The organism is Oceanobacillus massiliensis str. N'diop (assembly GCF_000285495.1).
Taxonomy (GTDB): Bacteria; Bacillota; Bacilli; order Bacillales; family Amphibacillaceae; genus Oceanobacillus; species Oceanobacillus massiliensis.
In genome coordinates, this window is the sequence record NZ_HE610976.1 from 494609 (window position 1) to 512523 (window position 17915).

The window sequence follows — 17915 nt, forward strand, 5'->3', positions numbered from 1 at the left end:
ACCGGGAAGTGACAGGCACCGTTCGGGTACTGTTCGAGCAATTCAGGTTGGGATGACGTTGGGTGATGTTGGGTTGACGTTGGGTTGATGTTGGGTTGATGTTGGGTTGTCGTTGGGTTTGCATAACTCTGCCCAGTTCTTGTTTGCCAACCGTGCATGCCATGCTCATAAACTCATTTTTCCTCACTTCAGCTTTAAGTGTGGCCAACAAGTCATTCCGCATGAGCTATATGTATCGCCCGACGATTACTTTATAGAAATTTGTTGCAGCAACATTGTTATTGTTTAAAAATAAAAGGAGAATACCCCTAATTCTAAATTCTTGTTATACTTATCTTGGAGTCACGACATACTTCGACAGAAATCGGGGAGTGACAGGCACCCCTATTGGAGATGGTTATGATTATTGCTTTATATTTTTTAATCGGTTTTCTTGCTTCCTTGCTGGGATCTATGGCTGGTTTAGGCGGGGGCATCATTATTAAACCCTTGTTGGACTTCTTCGGTCATTATGATTTACCGACGATCGGCTTATTGTCCGCTTCTACCGTACTGGCGATGTCAACGATGTCTTTGATAGAAGTCAAAAGAATGAACCACAACTTCGATAGAAGCATTGGTTTACTGATTGCATGCGGATCTATTCTGGGTGGATTTATTGGAAAAGGTCTATTTAACCATTTGGTGAGCGACCAAAGTTTGACATATTTTATTAGTATTTTTCAATCGGCTTTATTAGCACTTATTTTAATCATAATTTTCCTCTATATGAGATATAAGAATGCCCTCAGAGCATACAGGCTGACTAATAAATGGATTATCTTAGCAGTCGGCATTGCGTTGGGAATGCTTTCATCGTTCCTCGGTATAGGTGGCGGTCCTCTGAATGTCGCTGTATTATATTTACTATTTTCGATGAACGCAAAAAATGCCGTAATAAGTTCTACGTTTATCATTTTCTTTTCACAGTTGTCTGCGCTCGCTTTGATAGCTGTTACCACTGGGTTCAGCGGATATGATTTATCCATGATTGGCTATATGATTGGCGGGGGGATTCTGGGTGGCTGGATAGGCAGCAGAATGGTCAGCAAGCTATCCAATAAGCGGATAGAGACGGTGTTTAACCTAACCATACTGCTGATTATTATTATAAATATTTATAATCTGTTTTTTTATTAAAAAAAGGTTCCCCTGATTTTGCTTCGAGGAACCTTCCTTTAACTATTGACATATTTCGACAAAAACCGGGAAGTGACAGGCACTTCTTTCGGGCAACTCTTCCTCATCCTCTTCCGCTGAACAGCTATTTCTGTACAAGAACCTGGTGCGGGTATGGGATTTCAATCTTCTGCTTGTCAAATTCTTCTTTAATCCTTTTCTTCAGATCCCGTTCACATTCAAATTGGAGCCCATTTTCCGTTTGACCTACAACGCGAAGAACCACATCAGAAGTACCCAGGCTCTGCACTCCAATCGCATTTGGGCCGTCCTTGAATCGTTCATCCAGTTGAAACTCCATACATATCGTTTCGAGAACTTTGATTGCCTGGTCGATATCTTCGTCGTAGCTGATTCCAATGTCCACCATTGCCCGCATATTTCCGCGAGAGTGATTCGCTACCCCTTCTATATAACGATTCGGCACATAATTCAAAGTTCCATCAAAGCTTCTTATTTTGGTTGTCCGAAGACCGATTTCTTCGACAACGCCGTCATAACCAGCCGTTGTTACATAGTCATCAACCTCGAGTTGTCTTTCCAATAACACGAAGAACCCTGTTACGATATCACTGACAAGTCCTTGTGCACCGAAGGCAATTGCCAGACCAACTACACCTGCTCCGGCAATCAATGGTCCAATTTCAATTCCAATGGCCGTTAAGATCATAACAATCAGAATAAAAATCATCGCATATGAAAACAAATTAATGAGCAGTTTTTCCAGGGTCTTCATACGGCCGGGAGATGCATTCTGCCTTGCCGAAGCCTTATTCAACGCCCTTTCAATCAGCTTTTTCCCGATAGGTGCCACAATCGCATATAAAATCAGCAATAAAATGATTTGCACAACAACTGGGACCACTACTCCAGCCACTTCTGCAAGATCTATATTCATTCCAAGTATGTCCATTACAATTTTAACTCCTTTTCCACAAATTCTTATATAATATCGTATCGAATTTTGGAGATGAGTTCAATTGATAGAATCATATAATTGACAGAAACCGACAAAAACCGGGAAGTGACAGGCACCTCGGACACCTCTGCCCCGGAATCTGCGCCCAGGAAGTGCGACTCCTCTGCACCAGCACCTCTCTATCAAGTCGCCTGTTACCAACTCGCCAGCATCACCTCCAGCATCGAGTGAAATAAAAAAAGCCCCCTCCGCACCAATCACGCGTGCAGAGAAAGCTCTTGCTAATCTAATGTCAAAAATTGCTGGATTCGACAAATTTCGGGAAGTGACAGGCACCCCAATGGGCGGCTTCTATAAATATTTATTTAGGTTTAAATAATCTTTTAATGCGTGGTAAAATTCTATTCCTTGATATGAGAGTACAGAAATTGCGGTCAGCGAAAGCATTCCTATAATTACAAAACGAAACCATATCATTTGGTCCTTCCTCCCTCCATCGAAAAAGATTAAAGCATTCTACTTTTTCAATGGAGAGAAGCCACGTAGTTTGATTGGTAAAAAATCGGTGTCAGTAATATAAGTCTTCTAATGAGCTGGATAAAGCAGTTAAAGAAGATTATCAGATTTAATGCAGCAAACAACAAGATCTCATGGTTGGTGCTTGCTGCCTTTTTATTGTTGTCAACATCGATTGGCTGAAAATCACTTGAAACGGAGCTGCTTATCGTTGGATTATCTTCAAGAACGAAGGTGCCATTATGATGGAAATCGCTATCCATGAAGTAATAGGAGTAGCCTATTATGGTAAACAAAATAAAAAAACGGAGTATTTCCGCATATGAGCCCCCCTTTCGAAGATTAAGACAATTATACAACCAATATGTGCATAAGGAAACTATAATTTCACTGCGACAATCAACACCCCCAGCCAAAGACCTGGAAAAGAATCCTTACATGCAGGAGAAATCCCTTTTCCATGCTGTTAAAAAGGATGCCAAAACCTGGAAGGCCACTTACCTATTACACATAATAATATAAGCATCGCCGCAATAATATGTCACTATTTTATTCGGTCATGCTCAACCAACTAGTCAGGTGCACTAAATTAAAAACATGGGAACTGCTCTCGCGAGTAAGCGAAGCCCCCATGTTTCCATCCATCATTCAATCAATCAGCGTCAAATGATATTCCGCCGTCTTTTCTTGCTGATTCCAGAACTCCCACAACCGACTTCGTATAATCAAGCAAATCGTAGCACCGCTGGAAATCTCTCATTTGAAAAATCTTTTGAAATTCTGCGACTTCATAATAAAGGCGATTGGATTTCAATTGGGCATTCATCGTTATTTCCCTGTCCCCATTTGTAATGACCACTTCCTGGCAGCCGTTTGCTCCGCCTACTACCTTTAGATATCCCTTTTCTCCTTGGATCATCGCAAAGTTCATGCTCTGTGTATCTTTTGCTCCAACACATTCCGCAATATAATTTGGATATTTCATCACAGCCACACCTGATGTATCAATTCCATTTGCGTGCTTGTTTGCCATATAGCTGACCCTCTCTGGCACTCCAAAAAGATTCATCACAAAATGCATATTGTAAATGTTGATATCCGCGAGTGCTCCACCAGAGAATTTCGGATTAAAAACATTCGGTGTCTCGCCATTCATCAATTTTTCATATCTGCTTGAAAACTGACTGTAGTTGCACTGAATGAATTTGATTGGCCCGAGGCTATCAAGGTGATTTCGAATCAATTTATAGTTCGGCATATGAATGGTCGATATTGCCTCAAATAACATCAGCTGTTTTTCTTTCGCAAGCTCAATCAATTGTTCTGCCTCGCGTGAGGTCGATGTAAATGGCTTTTCAACGATTACATGTTTACCATGCTGAAGAGCAAGATATGCCTGTTCAAAATGCAGACTGTTTGGCGAAGCTATGTAAATACAGTCGATTGCTTCGTTTTGCAGCATCTCAGCCAGATCGGTATAAATTGCAGAGATGTCGAATTGATCTGCTAAACGTTCTGCAGTCTCCTCTTTACGTGAATAGACCGCCAGACATTGCGCACCGTCAACCTCTTCAACCGCTGAAAGAAACAGTTCCACAATACTCCCTGTACCAATAGTTGCTATGTTCATTTCATTCACCCCTATGTTAAGTTCTTTAACCCTATCTTAACATGAAAAACCCTCTCCGGGGGATTCGACAAAATTCGGGAAGTGACAGGCACTCTTAAGTGAATATTTTTTTTGAGAGTTTGGGGGCGAGCTGGAATAGGGTGACGCCTATGATGGCAGATAGCAATATATAAATGCTGCCAAATACGCTTACAGTTCCGGATGTGATTCCCACAATAATGATGGAAAACTCGCCACGCTGCGTCAGGGATAGTCCTGCCCTTAATGATACTTTATTGGAAAGGCCATACCATTTGCCGCCAAAATATCCTGTAATGATTTTTGCAACGATGGACCAAAGCAGTACAACAATCAATAAATGAATCATCGGTACACCTTTATCTAATGTGATGGTGGTACCAAAGTATAGAAAGAATACTGGCATTAGTAAATCCCTGCTGTATATTACCATCTCTTCCAGTTCATCGGATTTGCGTACCTCGGCAATCATGATTCCGGCAAGAAACGCTCCAAGCACTTCAGACAAGTTCAGATACACAGCCAGTCCGCCATATGTAAGGGCCATTCCGATAATAAATAATATGAAAATATCATCATTCATATATTTCTCAAAAAACGGTCCAAGCCTGCGGAAGATGAATTTCCCCATCAGAACGGCGCCTGCAATCATCACTATTACCGTTAAGATGAGTCCTCCCATCGAGGTGAAAGTCACTTCAGAGCCAGAGGACATTCCAAGCAGTATAGCCACAACAATAGGTGCAATAATGTCCTCAAAAATGAGCAGCCCAAGCATGTATTCGGATTCCGGATTTGCCATTCGTTTCGTGTTTTCAAGCATTTTCGCTGTAATGGTTGAACTTGTAGCGTACACTACACCGCCAATGACAAGGGATGTGGTAAAGCCTAATCCCATCAGCATACAAATAATGGTTGTGACCCCTAAGTTCAAAGCCAAATCCAGTAGTCCTGATGCCAATACTTTTTTTGCCATCGATAAAAGCTGCGTGATTGGAAACTCCATCCCCATCATAAAGAAGAGAAGGACAATGCCTACTTCTCCTGCAAATTCAAGCAGATGTGTATCTGATAGGAACCCACCTACAATAATTCCAGCTATAATAAACAAAATAATCCCAGGGGTTTTAAATTTCATACCAGTAATTCCAGCAACAAACAGGATGAGGATGAGGATGCCTGCGCTCAGTAATTCAGGAATTTCCATTATCGGATGTCCCCTTTACATTGCTCAGCAAACTCGGAAACCTTTTCCCTTTTTCCAACAATCAAAATCGTGTCATCTGCTTCTATTCTGGAGTCTTCCTCCAATTCCACTGTAAACTCGTCATCCCGAATAATGCCAATAAAAGAAGCACCCAAAGGAATCAACTGATTGATTTCCCCTATTTCCATGCCGGTTATTTTCATCTTATTGGTTACTTTAATCCAATCCAATATGATCTGTTTTCCGGCTATTTTCATTTTCTGCATTTCCCCATTATCGAATGAAGCAGCGCTGCCCAGCAGCTGAGTACCAAGCTGTTTTGTCTCATCGGAAGACATGGCGAAAGAAGAAACGGACTCATCATCATCCTTATTTTCAAAAAAATATAATTCTCTTCTCCCTGAATGGTGGGTAACCAAGACAAGCATTTGGTCATTTCCATTAATAAATGATATTTTCTTCCCCACACCTGGCAGCTCATTAATATTTATTTTCATAGTGTGCTCCTTCTTTTCAGTTACGTTTTTCCCTTTATATACCCTAAATAATGAAAACCTAACTTAGGAGCGTCTACCTATCGAGTTGGTATGTTGGTAAGTCTCTTCTGGATCCCTGCACAATCTTCACTGTCGAGTACAGCTTCACGTCCGCGGGGGGGGAAGTTGCGTGGGGATTGTGTGGAGTTGCTATGGCGGGGAGTTGCGTGGGGATTGGGTGGGATTGCTCTGGCGGGGAGTTGCGCGAAAATTGGGTGGAGTTGCGCGATATTGGGGCGGAGTCGCGCGATACTGGGGTGGAGTTGCGCGATACTGGGGTGGAGTTGCGCGAAACCGGGGTGGAGTCGCGCGAAACTGGGGCGGGTGTTGCGCGAAACTGGGGCGGGTGTTGCGCGAAACTGGGCGGGTGTTGCGCGAAACTGCGGGGGAGTCGCGCGAAACTGGGGGAGTTGCGCGAAACTGGGGTGGAGTCGCGCGAAACTGGGAGAGGATTGCGCGAAACAGGGGCGTGTCGCGCGATACTGGGTTGGAGCTGCTCGAATTCTGCTATATAGTAGAACTTTATGTCAAATTGTCTCCTCACAGGAATCCCCATTTCTGCAATCCCTCTACTAATTAGGCATATTTCACTACTTCCCCTGCAAAAATTGAAATATTTTCTAAAAATATAAATAATTTGGTCGATATATAAAATATACATATTATTCAAAATACAGTTTAGAGGGAGTAAGGTATTTATGAAAAAAGATAAATCGAAGGGTAAAAGACCGAGTAAACTGCAGCATCAGATACTGATACCGTTTCTGGCATTAATCATTATTGCCGGGACCATTATTGCCATTACCAGTTACACACTCAGTAAAAATTCACTGCTTACCGAGAAAGAAAATGCCATCCAGATGCAGATGAAGAGCCTAGATGATACCTTTAATACATTTTTTACGAATAAGGAAAATATATTGGAACGTTTTGCGCAAAATGATATTATTTTAAATTTTGACAGGAATGAAGATTATAATGAAGTAATGGGTCTCTTTGAGGCTACTGCGGAGGCGGATGAGGATATTATCAATCTTTATACAGTGGAAAGCCCGGATGGGAATACGACGATCTATCCGGATGCGGATTTGGGAGATTTCGATGGGACGACTAGAGATTGGTATACAGCGGCTGTGGAGGCAGAGGGAGAAGTCGTCTGGACGGAGCCTTATGTTGATGTCGCTACCGGCAATATGGTCATCACTGCTACACAGGCCATTTATGATAATGGCAACCTGATTGGGGCCAATGGGGCGGATATTCTGGTTGACACCTTACTGGAAATGGCGAATAACACAAATTCGAGTGAATCAGGATATACGATGATTATCAGCCCCAACGGCAACTATATATCACATCCGGATGAAGAACTGCTTGGCGAAAGTGCTGCGGACGGGGTTGTTTACGATAAAATTCAGGAGAGCGGCGACAGTGGTCTCGTAGACTATCAAGAGGATGGAGATAACAAACTGCTTGGCTATGCGACAAACGGCATTACGGGCTGGGTATTGGCCGAGACTGTCTTTGAGAGTGAATTTGAGAGTATTGCAACAAAGACGCTGCTGCCGATACTGCTGACACTCGGCGGTATTATTATCCTTGCTTTTATCATCGCTTTTTGGATTTCGAAACGAATTACGAAGCCGATTAACGCGTTGCAGGACACCATGCTGGAGGTGGAAGAGGGAAATCTGTCAGCCCGGACGAATATTGCATCCACCAATGAGATTGGCCAGCTCTCGGCAAGCTTTGAAAAAATGCTGCGCAGGATACAGCAGATGATGGTTAACATTAATGATATATCCTTTAAAGTATCGGAGGCATCACAGACATTAGTGGCAAGCTCTGAGGAGAATGCTGCCGCATCCAATGAAGTTGCAACAACTATGGAGCAGATCTCGGGCGGGGCTGGTGACCAATCGGAATTGATGGAAAAGAATGCCGCCGCAATCGAACACTTATCCACCTATATTAAACAGGTGGAAGACTATAACAATAACATCCATCAAGAATCCATGGTCATGAATGATTTTTCCGCAAAGGGTACGGAGACGGTCCAATTGCTGCGCAGACAATCCAAGAATACCGGTGAAATCACCATTAAAGTGACCAAGGCGATTCAATCATTAGATGAAAAATCGACCAACATCAATGACATCGTTTCTAAAATTGCAGCCATTTCCAGCCAGACGAATCTGCTCGCATTAAACGCAGCGATCGAAGCGGCACGGGCGGGCGAAAATGGACGTGGTTTTGCAGTAGTAGCTGACGAGGTGCGAAAGCTTGCCGAACAATCAGAGAGTGCCCTAGGGGATATTTCAATCTTGATTGAAGAAATGCAAGCCGAAACAAAGCAATCCGTCCTATTAATCGGCGAGACAAATGACGTCATACAAACACAAGCGAAATCCGTCAATGATACGGAGCAGGCTTTTACCGACATTCAATCAGCCATCCATACAAACAACCAATTAATCATTGAAGCGATGGACGTCATGAAAACGATGGTTGAACAGGAGCAAATCATCTCCTCCAATACACAGAATATCGCAGCGGTCAGCGAAGAAACGGCAGCAGGGACCGAGCAAGTATCAGCATCGATTGAGGAACAGACGGCATCGATGGAGCAGCTGAACCATCTGGCTGGTGAATTGGAGAATTATGCGACTGAAATGCAGGAACAGGTCAGGAAATTTAGAATAGCGGATTAAGTTGCTTGACCAAGAAGGTTACCGCTTGAACTGGTGGTAACCTTCTTTAATGGTCAATGCTTATAAGAAGAGCTACTCTTATCCATATTGCAAGTTCTGGAACCATAATCGATCCAGACACATCTTCACAGCCTCTCAAAATTTCCGATTGCCATAAAATGTGTGGCGCAAAACAAGAAACTGTTCTGATCCGACTTCCGGAAATTTTCCTTTCAAATAGCATTGTATTATAATAACTACGGCACTTAAAACATTCACTTTTAAAAGGAGGAAGCCTATGATTCGGCTTGCCACTATGAAGGATTTAGAGGTAATTGTCAGCATTGCAGGCAGAGCCGTTAAGGTCATGAATGCAGAGGGCAGTGACCAGTGGGATGAAACATATCCAGTGATTGGTCATTTCAGGGAGGACATTCTCCATTCTTCCCTATTCGTTTATGAGGAAGCTGGTAAAATTGCGGGATTCATTACGGCAGACCAAAACTTTACGAAGGACTACCAAAAAGTAGAATGGACATTTCCCATTGATGGTTGCGGAACCTTTCACCGTTTGACGGTTGATCCGGATCAGCGCCAGTCAAATGTCGCTTCAGCTCTGATCACATTTGTGGAGGAATTCTTTCAGAAGCTCGGATTATCCGGTATGAAGATTGATACCTATTCCATTAACGAGAAGGCGCAGCGTCTATTTGCCCGGCTCGGTTATAAAAAGGCTGGGGCGTATTATACGGCTGAAAGGGATTTGGCATTCTTCGGATTCGAGAAGCGGTTTTAAATGGGACAAGGAGTCAGGCATAGGCCTGTACTCCGATTACCATTCCCTTGATGAAACAGGCAAAAATAATTTAATTCCACGCTTATTGACTGGCAGCAGCTTGCTGTCGGCAATCAAATGACTGATGTATCCGATGAGACAGGCATAGTAAACCCCATTCATCCCAAGTGAAATCTCTAATTTGGAAGCAATAAATCCGAAAAAAATAACCCCCAATATCGAATGGGTATAGCTTCGGTGTGAAACGTAGGATGCAACCAAAATAAATACACCAAGCAGGATAAGCCATGCTTCCTGTAAGAATATCCCGCCGGCGACAACTCCGATTCCCGTAATCATCAGCATATGCTTTTGCTTGATCAGAGAAGATAGGATCAGCATCACCGCACCGATTCCAACCCCGGAATATTGATTCCCAGCACTTCCCTCATAAATGCTATAGATGATCATCAGTAGCCCGATCAATTGTGCGACCGATTGGATGACCTTATGGGAAAAGGTGATTCGATTGCGAAGCTTGCCATCAACATCCAAGTCAGGCATCAATCCGGATACACCGCCGAGCCCTACTAAAACCAATGTCTCGGTTGGAGTGGAATTGAATTGATTGGCGACGATAAACCCGGTTGCTGCGCCTATGGCAACATGTGCTGTTCCATTCATGATGAACGCCACCTTTATATGAAAGTATGTTTATAAAAACACCGCATTTTATTTTACAGGAAAATGGGTGAAATTAGAAATTAATGGGACATTGCATCTCAACGAAGTTTATCGTTTCTTAACCCTATCAGCATCCTGCATTCAACTGAGTAAAGAATGAAGTACTTTAATTGTGATTTAGATATATTTAAATAGATTAGCAATTAAATTATAAGAATTATGTTATAATAGAAACACATGTTCCCATTGAGGTGAATAGCAGTGGATAGTCTTATTGATCTAGAGCCAGTACAAAGGAATATACTAATTGCAAGTATTCTTGGTGATGGTGAAATTACTAAGATTTATAAGAACAGCAGGAGAAAGAATAATAGTTATCGTGAACACTACGGTATTCAACAGCTGGAATATCGAAAGTGGAAGGAAGGCTATATGAATGGTCTATTTTACCTCACATCAAAGAGCAGCACACTACGTTCGAAGTCCTCACCGCTTTTCACAGAATTATATCCCCTTTTCTATAGCACGGATGGTAAAAAGCAGATACCTGCCAAGCTATTAGAACACTGTACATTGCCTCATTTCCTGGCAATACTTTATATGGATGATGGTTCACTATGCATCACACCGAGAATAAATCCGCATAAAAAAAGAATTTACCTCACCCCACATATATATCTCTATTTGCAGAATTACCACCTCGAAGACCTACATATCCTAAATACACATATATCAACCACTTTCAATATCACTTTAAAGATAGGTAAGAAGAAAGGATGGTTATGGTTATATATTGAGGACAACATCCGTTGAATAGACATTTATGTATCTGAATACTATTTCCGCAGTCACTTTTACTTGCCCTACTATGTATTACAAAACTAATTGGGAATATCGGTTTAAAACAGAAGCTGAAAAATTAAAAAAAGTGTATCCTGACTATCAAGTTATAGCAAGCGATTCCAGCAGAACAAGGACTTATTCTTCAAATGAAGTCCAATGATAATTTCATTAAAATCAGAAGGGAAGACGGACAAGGAAATAGCTGCACAAGTCAATAGGAGCTATTGGTCAATAGTTTATAAATTATCAGAGCTTAGAAAGAGCGGTAAAATCCCATAAAAAAGAAACTCTAGCAGTTGATAAGCTAGAGTTTCTTCTATAGTGATTATTGTAATAATTGTAATACACCTTGTGGTTGTTGGTTGGCTTGCTTTGCCGCTACGTCTTTCGATCGTAGAATAGACTATATCTTCACCCTTATTCTCATAAGGGGCTGGGCACTTCGAATGATGAAAACTATCATCACCCTACGAATCTCATTGCCATGGTTTTCACTTTAGGCAGTGCATTCTAGTCGTTGAACCTTCGCCAGGCTTTCGCCACAGGCGCTTGGCTGCTGATTATCCATTGTATTATTGTTTTGTTTTTCTAACCTTCACGTCTGCCGTTTCCAGCTCCGCAGTGGTACAAAACACTTTAGGAAGTTCCAGCAATTCACCCAGTGATCCTCTAATCCGTTACCAGATTAGACGCCCTTCAAATCAATTACTGAAGAAGTTGTAATACTCCCTGTGGCATTTGATTTGATTGAGCCAGCATAGATTGTGCTGCTTGTGAAAGGATATTGTTCTTTGTGAACTCCATCATTTCTTTAGCCATGTCAACATCACGAATACGTGATTCCGCAGCAGTTAAGTTTTCTGCAGAAGTTCCTAAGTTGTTGATAGTGTGATCTAAACGGTTTTGAACAGCACCTAGTTTAGAACGTTCTGCTGAAACTGTGTCAATAGCTGATTGGATAGTTGTGATTGCATCATCAGCTGATTCTTGAGAAGAAATATTGATACCAGTTTGCACTGCATCACCTGCTGAGTGAGTTTCAGTTTCAGAAGCAATTACTAATTTATCTTCATGATTATAGTAACCTGCTTCTGAACCTTCGCCAGCTGCAATGTCAGCAGTTGCATCTGCATCTAATTGAGGTCCTCCAAGTACTAATTGATTATTAGTATTGTAATAACCATCTGTATCAAAAGTTGCAGTTTGTGTATTACCTTCAGTATCTGTATAAGAAATTGTTGAGCCATCAGTAGAATCAGCTGTAACCTCTTGAGCATCGTAACCAGCAGTTTCAGCTTGGAAATAGATATCGCCTTCTGCTGTTGCGGAAGCTGCATCAGCAACTACTGTGTAATCTTCAGTAACTCCTAGTTTCTCTGCACCCATATTACCAATTTCAATTGATAAATTTTGTCCTTCGTTAGCTCCAACATGGAAAGTTCCTTTAAATTGACCATTTAATAGGTTCTTTGTATTGAATTCCGTGTCTTCAGAAATATCAGTTAAAGCATTTGCTAACTGATCTACTTCTTTTTGAAGTTCAGCACGGTCAGAATCAGTATTCGTATCATTTCCACTTTGTACAGCTAGCTCCCGCATACGCTGAAGAATTGAATGGGTCTCATTCAATGCACCTTCAGCGGTTTGAATTAAAGAAATACCGTCTTGAGCATTACTTTGAGCTTGCTCTAATCCACGAATCTGTCCACGCATTTTTTCAGAGATAGCAAGACCTGCTGCGTCATCTCCAGCTTTGTTGATTCCTAGTCCTGAAGAAAGTTTTTCTAAAGAACTTTGTGTTGAACTTTGGTTTGCTCCTAATTGGCGATGTGCGTTAAGAGCTGAAATATTGTGATTGATAATCATGTTTTCCTTACCTCCATGTAAGTGTATTTGTTTTTTTGCGGGTCACATCCTTATGTCCCGCGTTATATATCAACCCTTATTCGGGGTTAATACCAGAATTGGTATGCAGCTCTCCTCTGAGAACTTTGAAATCTTTTGGAGCATTCACTCGTAATCGTATATAATCCTCAGGCTTGTTGCGATCGCCTTTGACGACCTCAATTTCTATTTCCTCGCCATTTGGACTGATGATGTAGAGCTTTTCTCCGGGTTGTCTCCCTAACGTTAAGGCCATGCTAATCATCCTCCCTGATGATCTATTATATATATCGGCACATTTCGATAATGTTTAACTTTTTTAGAAAAAAATTTTAATATTAGTTTAAGGACCTATTTTTCCTTCATTCATTAATCATACACAGCACTCTTTAAGTCTCACTCTTTATTCCAACCACACACAAAAAAGCGAACAGCTCCCACACTGTTCGCCATCAAATCCACTATTAAACCCTGCTACTTCTCTAGCGGTAATTCCTTATCCGCTGTCCATTCCACCATTGAACCATCATAGACTGCCACGTTTTTCTGGCCCAGCTTATTCAGAAGGAGTGCATTCCAAGTAGCTGCTATCCCTCCACCGCAATAGGTAATGACTTTTTTGTTCGGGTCGAGTGCGCCAACTTTTTCGAATGCTTCCTTTAATTTTTCTTCGTCATAAAGTCCTTTTGTCTCTGGATTGGAGTGACTGATAAAGGGAACATTGCAGCTGCCTGGAATCCGTCCGCTATTAAAATCCGCTTCCCCCAGGCTATTAAGCAGAATCACATTGTCATTATCCAGCGCTGCCTTTACGTCCTCTTTATTCACGAATAGTTCCGGTCGGCGTTTTCCTGTAAATACTGCTTTAGGATAGGCTGTGACTTCAGTGGAAACAGGCCGATTCTCTTCGGACCACTTTGCGAATCCTCCGTCAAGTACCGCTACATTATCAAGCCCTTCATAGCGTAGCTGCCAGGCGAGGCGGGATGCCCAGTCCGATGCAATGGCGTCTGAACCAACGTTTGCGTAGGTTTGATCATATACGACAGTGAATGTATCCTCATCGCCGACACCAAGCTGTTCTATTTTCTCAATGAACTGTTCGCGCGATGGAGCAGTAAATCCGAAATCTGCCTCCGGATCCGAGAAATCATTCATTAGATCAGCGAAAACAGCGCCAGGTATATGGCCTTTTAAAAAGGTCTCTCTTCCCGGCCATAGCTTCACTTCCCCATTCTCTGTTTGCATATAGGTTGTTGCATCGATCAATCTCAACTTGGAATCATCCAGTCTTTCTTCCAGCCATTCTGTTGTAACGACCAACGGGATCGTGTTCATCACTTTCTCCTCCTCTTATTTTCCAGCATATATTATTATTCTCATGTTTTTACTATGAATTATAATTATAGTAGCACCCCGATTTTCAAATTCAATTTAATTGCCTATCCGAATATGTAAGGAAAATTATATAAGGAAACGAATTTCTCCCATAAAAAAAGGAACACAGCAAAAGCTCCATGTCCCCTCACTTAGTCGATAATAAATCGAATGGATATACAGAAACAAAGACTTCTCCCCGAATCGCGTCACGAGCGATTGTTCCAACATCCGGGCTCCTGCTGTCCAGACTCTCGCCCGGGGTTCTATTGTCCCCCATCAAAAAATAGGAATCCTCTGACACGGTGATTTTCGCCATGTCATTGGGTGCTCCTGCGATATAGTCCTCGTTCAGCGGATTTCCATTAATCAGCACCACACCGTTCTTTATCTCCACTGTATCGTTTGGCAGTCCAATGACGCGTTTAATGACATCAAATCCATTTTCATTATGGAATATAATGATGTCGTTCGCTTCCGGTGTATAAAAGATATTGCTGGAAACCAAAAAGTCGCCATCCTCAAGGCTAGGTGACATTGAATTGCCACTGACAACGGTTATTCCAATCACAAAGCGAAACGTGAAAAATACGACGGCTAGTATCACGGCAAAAACAATCCAGCTGCCGATATTTGTTATATCCTTCTCCTTTTTTTCTTTGATTACTGCAGGTTCATTCATTTCATACAGGTTTGATTCCACTTATTCGTCCCCCTGTTCGTTTAAAATTTTGTTGCTACCGCCTTCTTGTTCTTCAGTGTTTTCTTTTTCATCCATCGCTTCTGGTTGCATCTCATTTCCGGATTCTTCATCAAATGCTTGGTCGGCTGTTTCAGATTCCGCATCATCGTTTGTCGAGGAGGCTTCACTCTCTTTGGCCTTTTCCTTACTGATTACTTCCTTATTCCGAATCTCATCGTCTTTTTCTTTTTCTGCATGATCCTCTTGTGAGGCATCCGCATCCGGTATGTAAACTTGCTGCATCTTGGTTTCGGCATCCGATAAAATGGATTCCAATTGACTCTTTAATTGGCTCTTTTCTTCTGTATTATCGATTTCCATGCCACTTATCAATTGATCAGCATATTGTTTCAGTGAGGCCGTTATTTTCTGTTTTTCTTTATCTTTAAAATTGTCCATTTCTATTTCAGATTTTTTTATCTCTTCCTGCATGGCTGATTTCAAGCGTTTCATTTGCTCTGCCTTTTCTTTCTCAACAGCAAGATCGATGTCTGAAATTGCACTTGCTTCCTTATTGTTAAACCAGTTAAGCAATACCGATTCGAGATCCTGGTCGGCAAATACAATGCCTATACTTCCGGAAATGACGATAACGGACAATATGCTTCCCATCATTATTTTTAAACTTATTGAGCGGGAGCGCCCGCCAATTCTTTTATGCTTTTCTTTTCGTGCAAACATATTCAAAACCTCCTTCATATAGAGAAAGGGCCTCGATTAGAGACCCTTCTGCAAAATTACTCACCCATACCTGCTACAACATCATCCAGTGCATCTATTGCATCTCCTTCAAGCTCGGCAGCCGCATCTGCAATGATTACCTGCTGTTCTTCAACAAGTTCATCCAAGAGTTCCTCTAACGTTGCTCGGACATAATCAATTGCCCAGTCAACTTGGTTTTTCAGATTACGTGTCACAATTTCTTCTTGATTATCGATTTCTGCTTCAAGCTCACCAATTGCTGCTGCAATTGCTGCTTCTAAGTCGGAAACGGCATCACTTTTGGCCTGTTCCAAATCATCGGTAACTTTTGCTACAGCTTCATTGCCTTTGGCATCTGTATATGCTGTTAGCTCATTCGTAGCATATGTTTCAGCTTGTCCAGCTAAATTCTGTATCTGGAAATACCCCTCCAAGAAAACTTCATCATTAAATTGTCTTTGAATATCTGCTAATATTTCCTCTTTCGTACCTTCTAATGCAGCTAGATGACTATCCTTAGCATTGGTGATGGATGTTTGGGCATCGCCAATTTCACTGTCTGCTGTTGTGTTAATTGCTGTCCCTGCATCTGCTTTCATCCCATTATATTCATTATATAATCCTGGGAGTAAGCCTTCACCATAGTCCGTTACTTCATCGACAATGGCCGTTTTTGTTTCGCCAAAAGCAGCATCGTACCAAGCTTGCAATTGTGCACCTGCATCTGTATTGGCTAGCGCAAATCCTCCGCCTACTACTAAGCTTGCTGCTGCAGTTCCTGCAATCAATTTCCCTTTTACCGTTCCTAATAATAATTTCATATCAAATCTCCCTTTCGTTTTCTTATTTTTTTATTTGTTAATGAAAGAATTGCTTCTATTCGCCTAAAAGCTCTGATAACAGCTGTTTCGCTTCTTCGTTGACTTCCCGGTTGATCGCTTGTGCCTTACTTTCGTTGTATTCGTCCAAATTTTCTTTTGTCAGTTCACTCTTTACTTCATCTAATTGCGACAAATATGTTTTGCTGTGATTCGCCACTTCTTCCTCAGAGCTGCTGATGCAAGCAAGAAGAAAATTTTCCAGAAAACTTTCAAATGAGGTTTTGCTTTCCTTTACCAGCAATTTTGTTGAAACTTCTTCTATAGATCCAAAACGTTCAAGCAATTCCTCTTTACTGAACTGTGATACTTTTTCATACCAGTTTGGGACCCTTAACTCTGGATATGTATCGGCATTCACGGAAACGTAAAAAGAGAGACAGGCTACCACCGCCAATAGAGATACAACTAACTTTTTCCCAATAATCTCACCCCCTGATAGATATCGATGTTCCGTTCATTTTAAAGACGTTTTGTATCTTATAACGAACAACTTGTTCATAGTATAGAATACCTAATACATTTCGTAAAACGGCAAAAATCATGATTATTCCATTATAACGAACGTTTTACTCGTATTTCCTCATATTTACTTAAATTATCTAAGTTTATTGATTTTTTATTTTATATAATGAACATCCTTGTACTTCCCTCACATCTCAAAAAAATAATAAAGTGGCTCTATTTATATTGTTTTTCTTGAATAAAGTGCCGTGATAGAGGAAGACTATCAGCAAAGCTGGTAATGGTGCACTGAAAGATAGGGGCGGATTGTCAAATGTCTCTTCACTAAGGGCTTGGAATGTAAGCTCCAGATTCCCCCCGTCGAAGGGTAATAACAAGGGTTTTTTAAAAATAGTTTAGAAACAAACAATTTAGGTAATACAAATAGTACATCACAGATAAGAAGGAGTGGAACATAACATGGGATTTATTTGGAGTTTAATTATAGGTGGTATTTTAGGTTGGTTAGCTAGCCTTATCGTAGGAAGAGATGTACCAGGAGGAATTATTGGTAACATTATTGCAGGTTTTATCGGTGCCTGGTTAGGTTCAGCACTATTAGGAAGCTGGGGACCAGAGGTTGGCGGATTTTTCATTATACCAGCATTAATCGGTGCTATCGTACTGATTTTCATCGTCAGTCTGATTATGAGAGCTATGCGTAAGAATGCATAACCAACCAGCAAGGAAGGGAATTTCCATTGTGAAATTCCCTTCCTTTTTTTATGTGGATAGCACACACTAAAATCAGGTGCCTTCTTTTTGACATAATCCCTCCAACAATCATCCTCA

General features: G+C 41.4%; 18 protein-coding genes. 5 read left to right on the forward strand and 13 right to left on the reverse strand.

All coding sequences use genetic code 11. The annotated features are described in order from the left end of the window. The first annotated feature begins 399 nt into the window (after window positions 1-399). The gene (locus OMHG_RS02510; protein ID WP_010648039.1) at window positions 400-1179 is read left to right on the forward strand and encodes a sulfite exporter TauE/SafE family protein; all 780 of its coding nucleotides are present in this window, start codon (window positions 400-402) and stop codon (window positions 1177-1179) included. Between the two features lie 124 nt (window positions 1180-1303). Here the strand turns inward: OMHG_RS02510 and OMHG_RS02515 are convergent, their stop codons facing one another. From OMHG_RS02515 to OMHG_RS02535, 5 genes are all read right to left on the reverse strand, one after another. Next, window positions 1304-2131: a mechanosensitive ion channel family protein gene (locus OMHG_RS02515; protein WP_010648040.1), complete on the reverse strand. Its 828-nt coding sequence runs from the start codon at window positions 2129-2131 to the stop codon at window positions 1304-1306. A 530-nt stretch (window positions 2132-2661) separates the two neighbouring features. Further along, window positions 2662-2949, reverse strand: coding sequence for a hypothetical protein (locus tag OMHG_RS18205; RefSeq protein WP_147628996.1), 288 nt, complete (start codon window positions 2947-2949; stop codon window positions 2662-2664). Between the two features lie 356 nt (window positions 2950-3305). Beyond that, window positions 3306-4283, reverse strand: a complete 978-nt coding sequence (locus OMHG_RS02525; RefSeq protein WP_010648044.1) for a Gfo/Idh/MocA family protein — start codon at window positions 4281-4283, stop codon at window positions 3306-3308. A gap of 94 nt (window positions 4284-4377) precedes the next feature. Beyond that, complete coding sequence (locus tag OMHG_RS02530) at window positions 4378-5508, reverse strand: cation:proton antiporter (RefSeq protein ID WP_010648045.1); 1131 nt, start codon at window positions 5506-5508, stop codon at window positions 4378-4380. After that, the gene (locus tag OMHG_RS02535) at window positions 5508-6005 is read right to left on the reverse strand and encodes a cation:proton antiporter regulatory subunit (protein WP_010648047.1); all 498 of its coding nucleotides are present in this window, start codon (window positions 6003-6005) and stop codon (window positions 5508-5510) included. The genes OMHG_RS02530 and OMHG_RS02535 overlap by 1 nt, the downstream gene beginning before the upstream one ends. Before the next feature lie 737 nt (window positions 6006-6742). Here OMHG_RS02535 and OMHG_RS02545 point away from each other — a divergent pair. Beyond that, a complete protein-coding gene (locus tag OMHG_RS02545; protein WP_010648050.1) occupies window positions 6743-8755 on the forward strand; it encodes a methyl-accepting chemotaxis protein in 2013 nt (670 codons plus the stop codon). A 277-nt stretch (window positions 8756-9032) separates the two neighbouring features. Then, complete coding sequence (locus OMHG_RS02550) at window positions 9033-9530, forward strand: GNAT family N-acetyltransferase (RefSeq protein ID WP_010648052.1); 498 nt, start codon at window positions 9033-9035, stop codon at window positions 9528-9530. Window positions 9531-9566: 36 nt separating this feature from the next. Here the strand turns inward: OMHG_RS02550 and OMHG_RS02555 are convergent, their stop codons facing one another. Further along, window positions 9567-10193 (reverse strand): metal-dependent hydrolase, encoded by a 627-nt coding sequence (locus tag OMHG_RS02555; protein ID WP_010648053.1) that lies wholly within the window; start codon window positions 10191-10193, stop codon window positions 9567-9569. A 261-nt stretch (window positions 10194-10454) separates the two neighbouring features. Here OMHG_RS02555 and OMHG_RS18920 point away from each other — a divergent pair, with 261 nt between their 5' ends. Further along, the gene (locus tag OMHG_RS18920; protein WP_010648055.1) at window positions 10455-11006 is read left to right on the forward strand and encodes an LAGLIDADG DNA endonuclease; all 552 of its coding nucleotides are present in this window, start codon (window positions 10455-10457) and stop codon (window positions 11004-11006) included. Window positions 11007-11741: 735 nt separating this feature from the next. Here the strand turns inward: OMHG_RS18920 and OMHG_RS02565 are convergent. The 7 genes from OMHG_RS02565 to OMHG_RS02595 all read right to left on the reverse strand — a co-directional run bounded on the left by OMHG_RS02565 (window position 11742) and on the right by OMHG_RS02595 (window position 17016). After that, window positions 11742-12902, reverse strand: coding sequence for a flagellin N-terminal helical domain-containing protein (locus OMHG_RS02565; RefSeq protein WP_010648056.1), 1161 nt, complete (start codon window positions 12900-12902; stop codon window positions 11742-11744). Window positions 12903-12978: 76 nt separating this feature from the next. Continuing rightward, window positions 12979-13176, reverse strand: a complete 198-nt coding sequence (locus OMHG_RS02570; RefSeq protein ID WP_010648058.1) for a carbon storage regulator — start codon at window positions 13174-13176, stop codon at window positions 12979-12981. Window positions 13177-13394: 218 nt separating this feature from the next. Further along, a complete protein-coding gene (locus OMHG_RS02575) occupies window positions 13395-14258 on the reverse strand; it encodes a sulfurtransferase (RefSeq protein ID WP_010648060.1) in 864 nt (287 codons plus the stop codon). A gap of 187 nt (window positions 14259-14445) precedes the next feature. Continuing rightward, window positions 14446-15000 (reverse strand): signal peptidase I, encoded by a 555-nt coding sequence (gene lepB / locus OMHG_RS02580; RefSeq protein WP_010648062.1) that lies wholly within the window; start codon window positions 14998-15000, stop codon window positions 14446-14448. After that, entirely contained in the window at window positions 15001-15720 is a 720-nt protein-coding gene (locus OMHG_RS02585) for a hypothetical protein (protein ID WP_010648063.1), read from the reverse strand. Window positions 15721-15776: 56 nt separating this feature from the next. Continuing rightward, window positions 15777-16562 (reverse strand): hypothetical protein, encoded by a 786-nt coding sequence (locus OMHG_RS02590; protein ID WP_010648065.1) that lies wholly within the window; start codon window positions 16560-16562, stop codon window positions 15777-15779. A 55-nt stretch (window positions 16563-16617) separates the two neighbouring features. Beyond that, window positions 16618-17016, reverse strand: coding sequence for a hypothetical protein (locus OMHG_RS02595; protein WP_010648067.1), 399 nt, complete (start codon window positions 17014-17016; stop codon window positions 16618-16620). Window positions 17017-17543: 527 nt separating this feature from the next. On the opposite strand from OMHG_RS02595, the gene OMHG_RS02600 reads away from it, so the two are divergent. Further along, complete coding sequence (locus OMHG_RS02600) at window positions 17544-17798, forward strand: GlsB/YeaQ/YmgE family stress response membrane protein (protein WP_010648069.1); 255 nt, start codon at window positions 17544-17546, stop codon at window positions 17796-17798. Window positions 17799-17915: the final 117 nt, after the last annotated feature.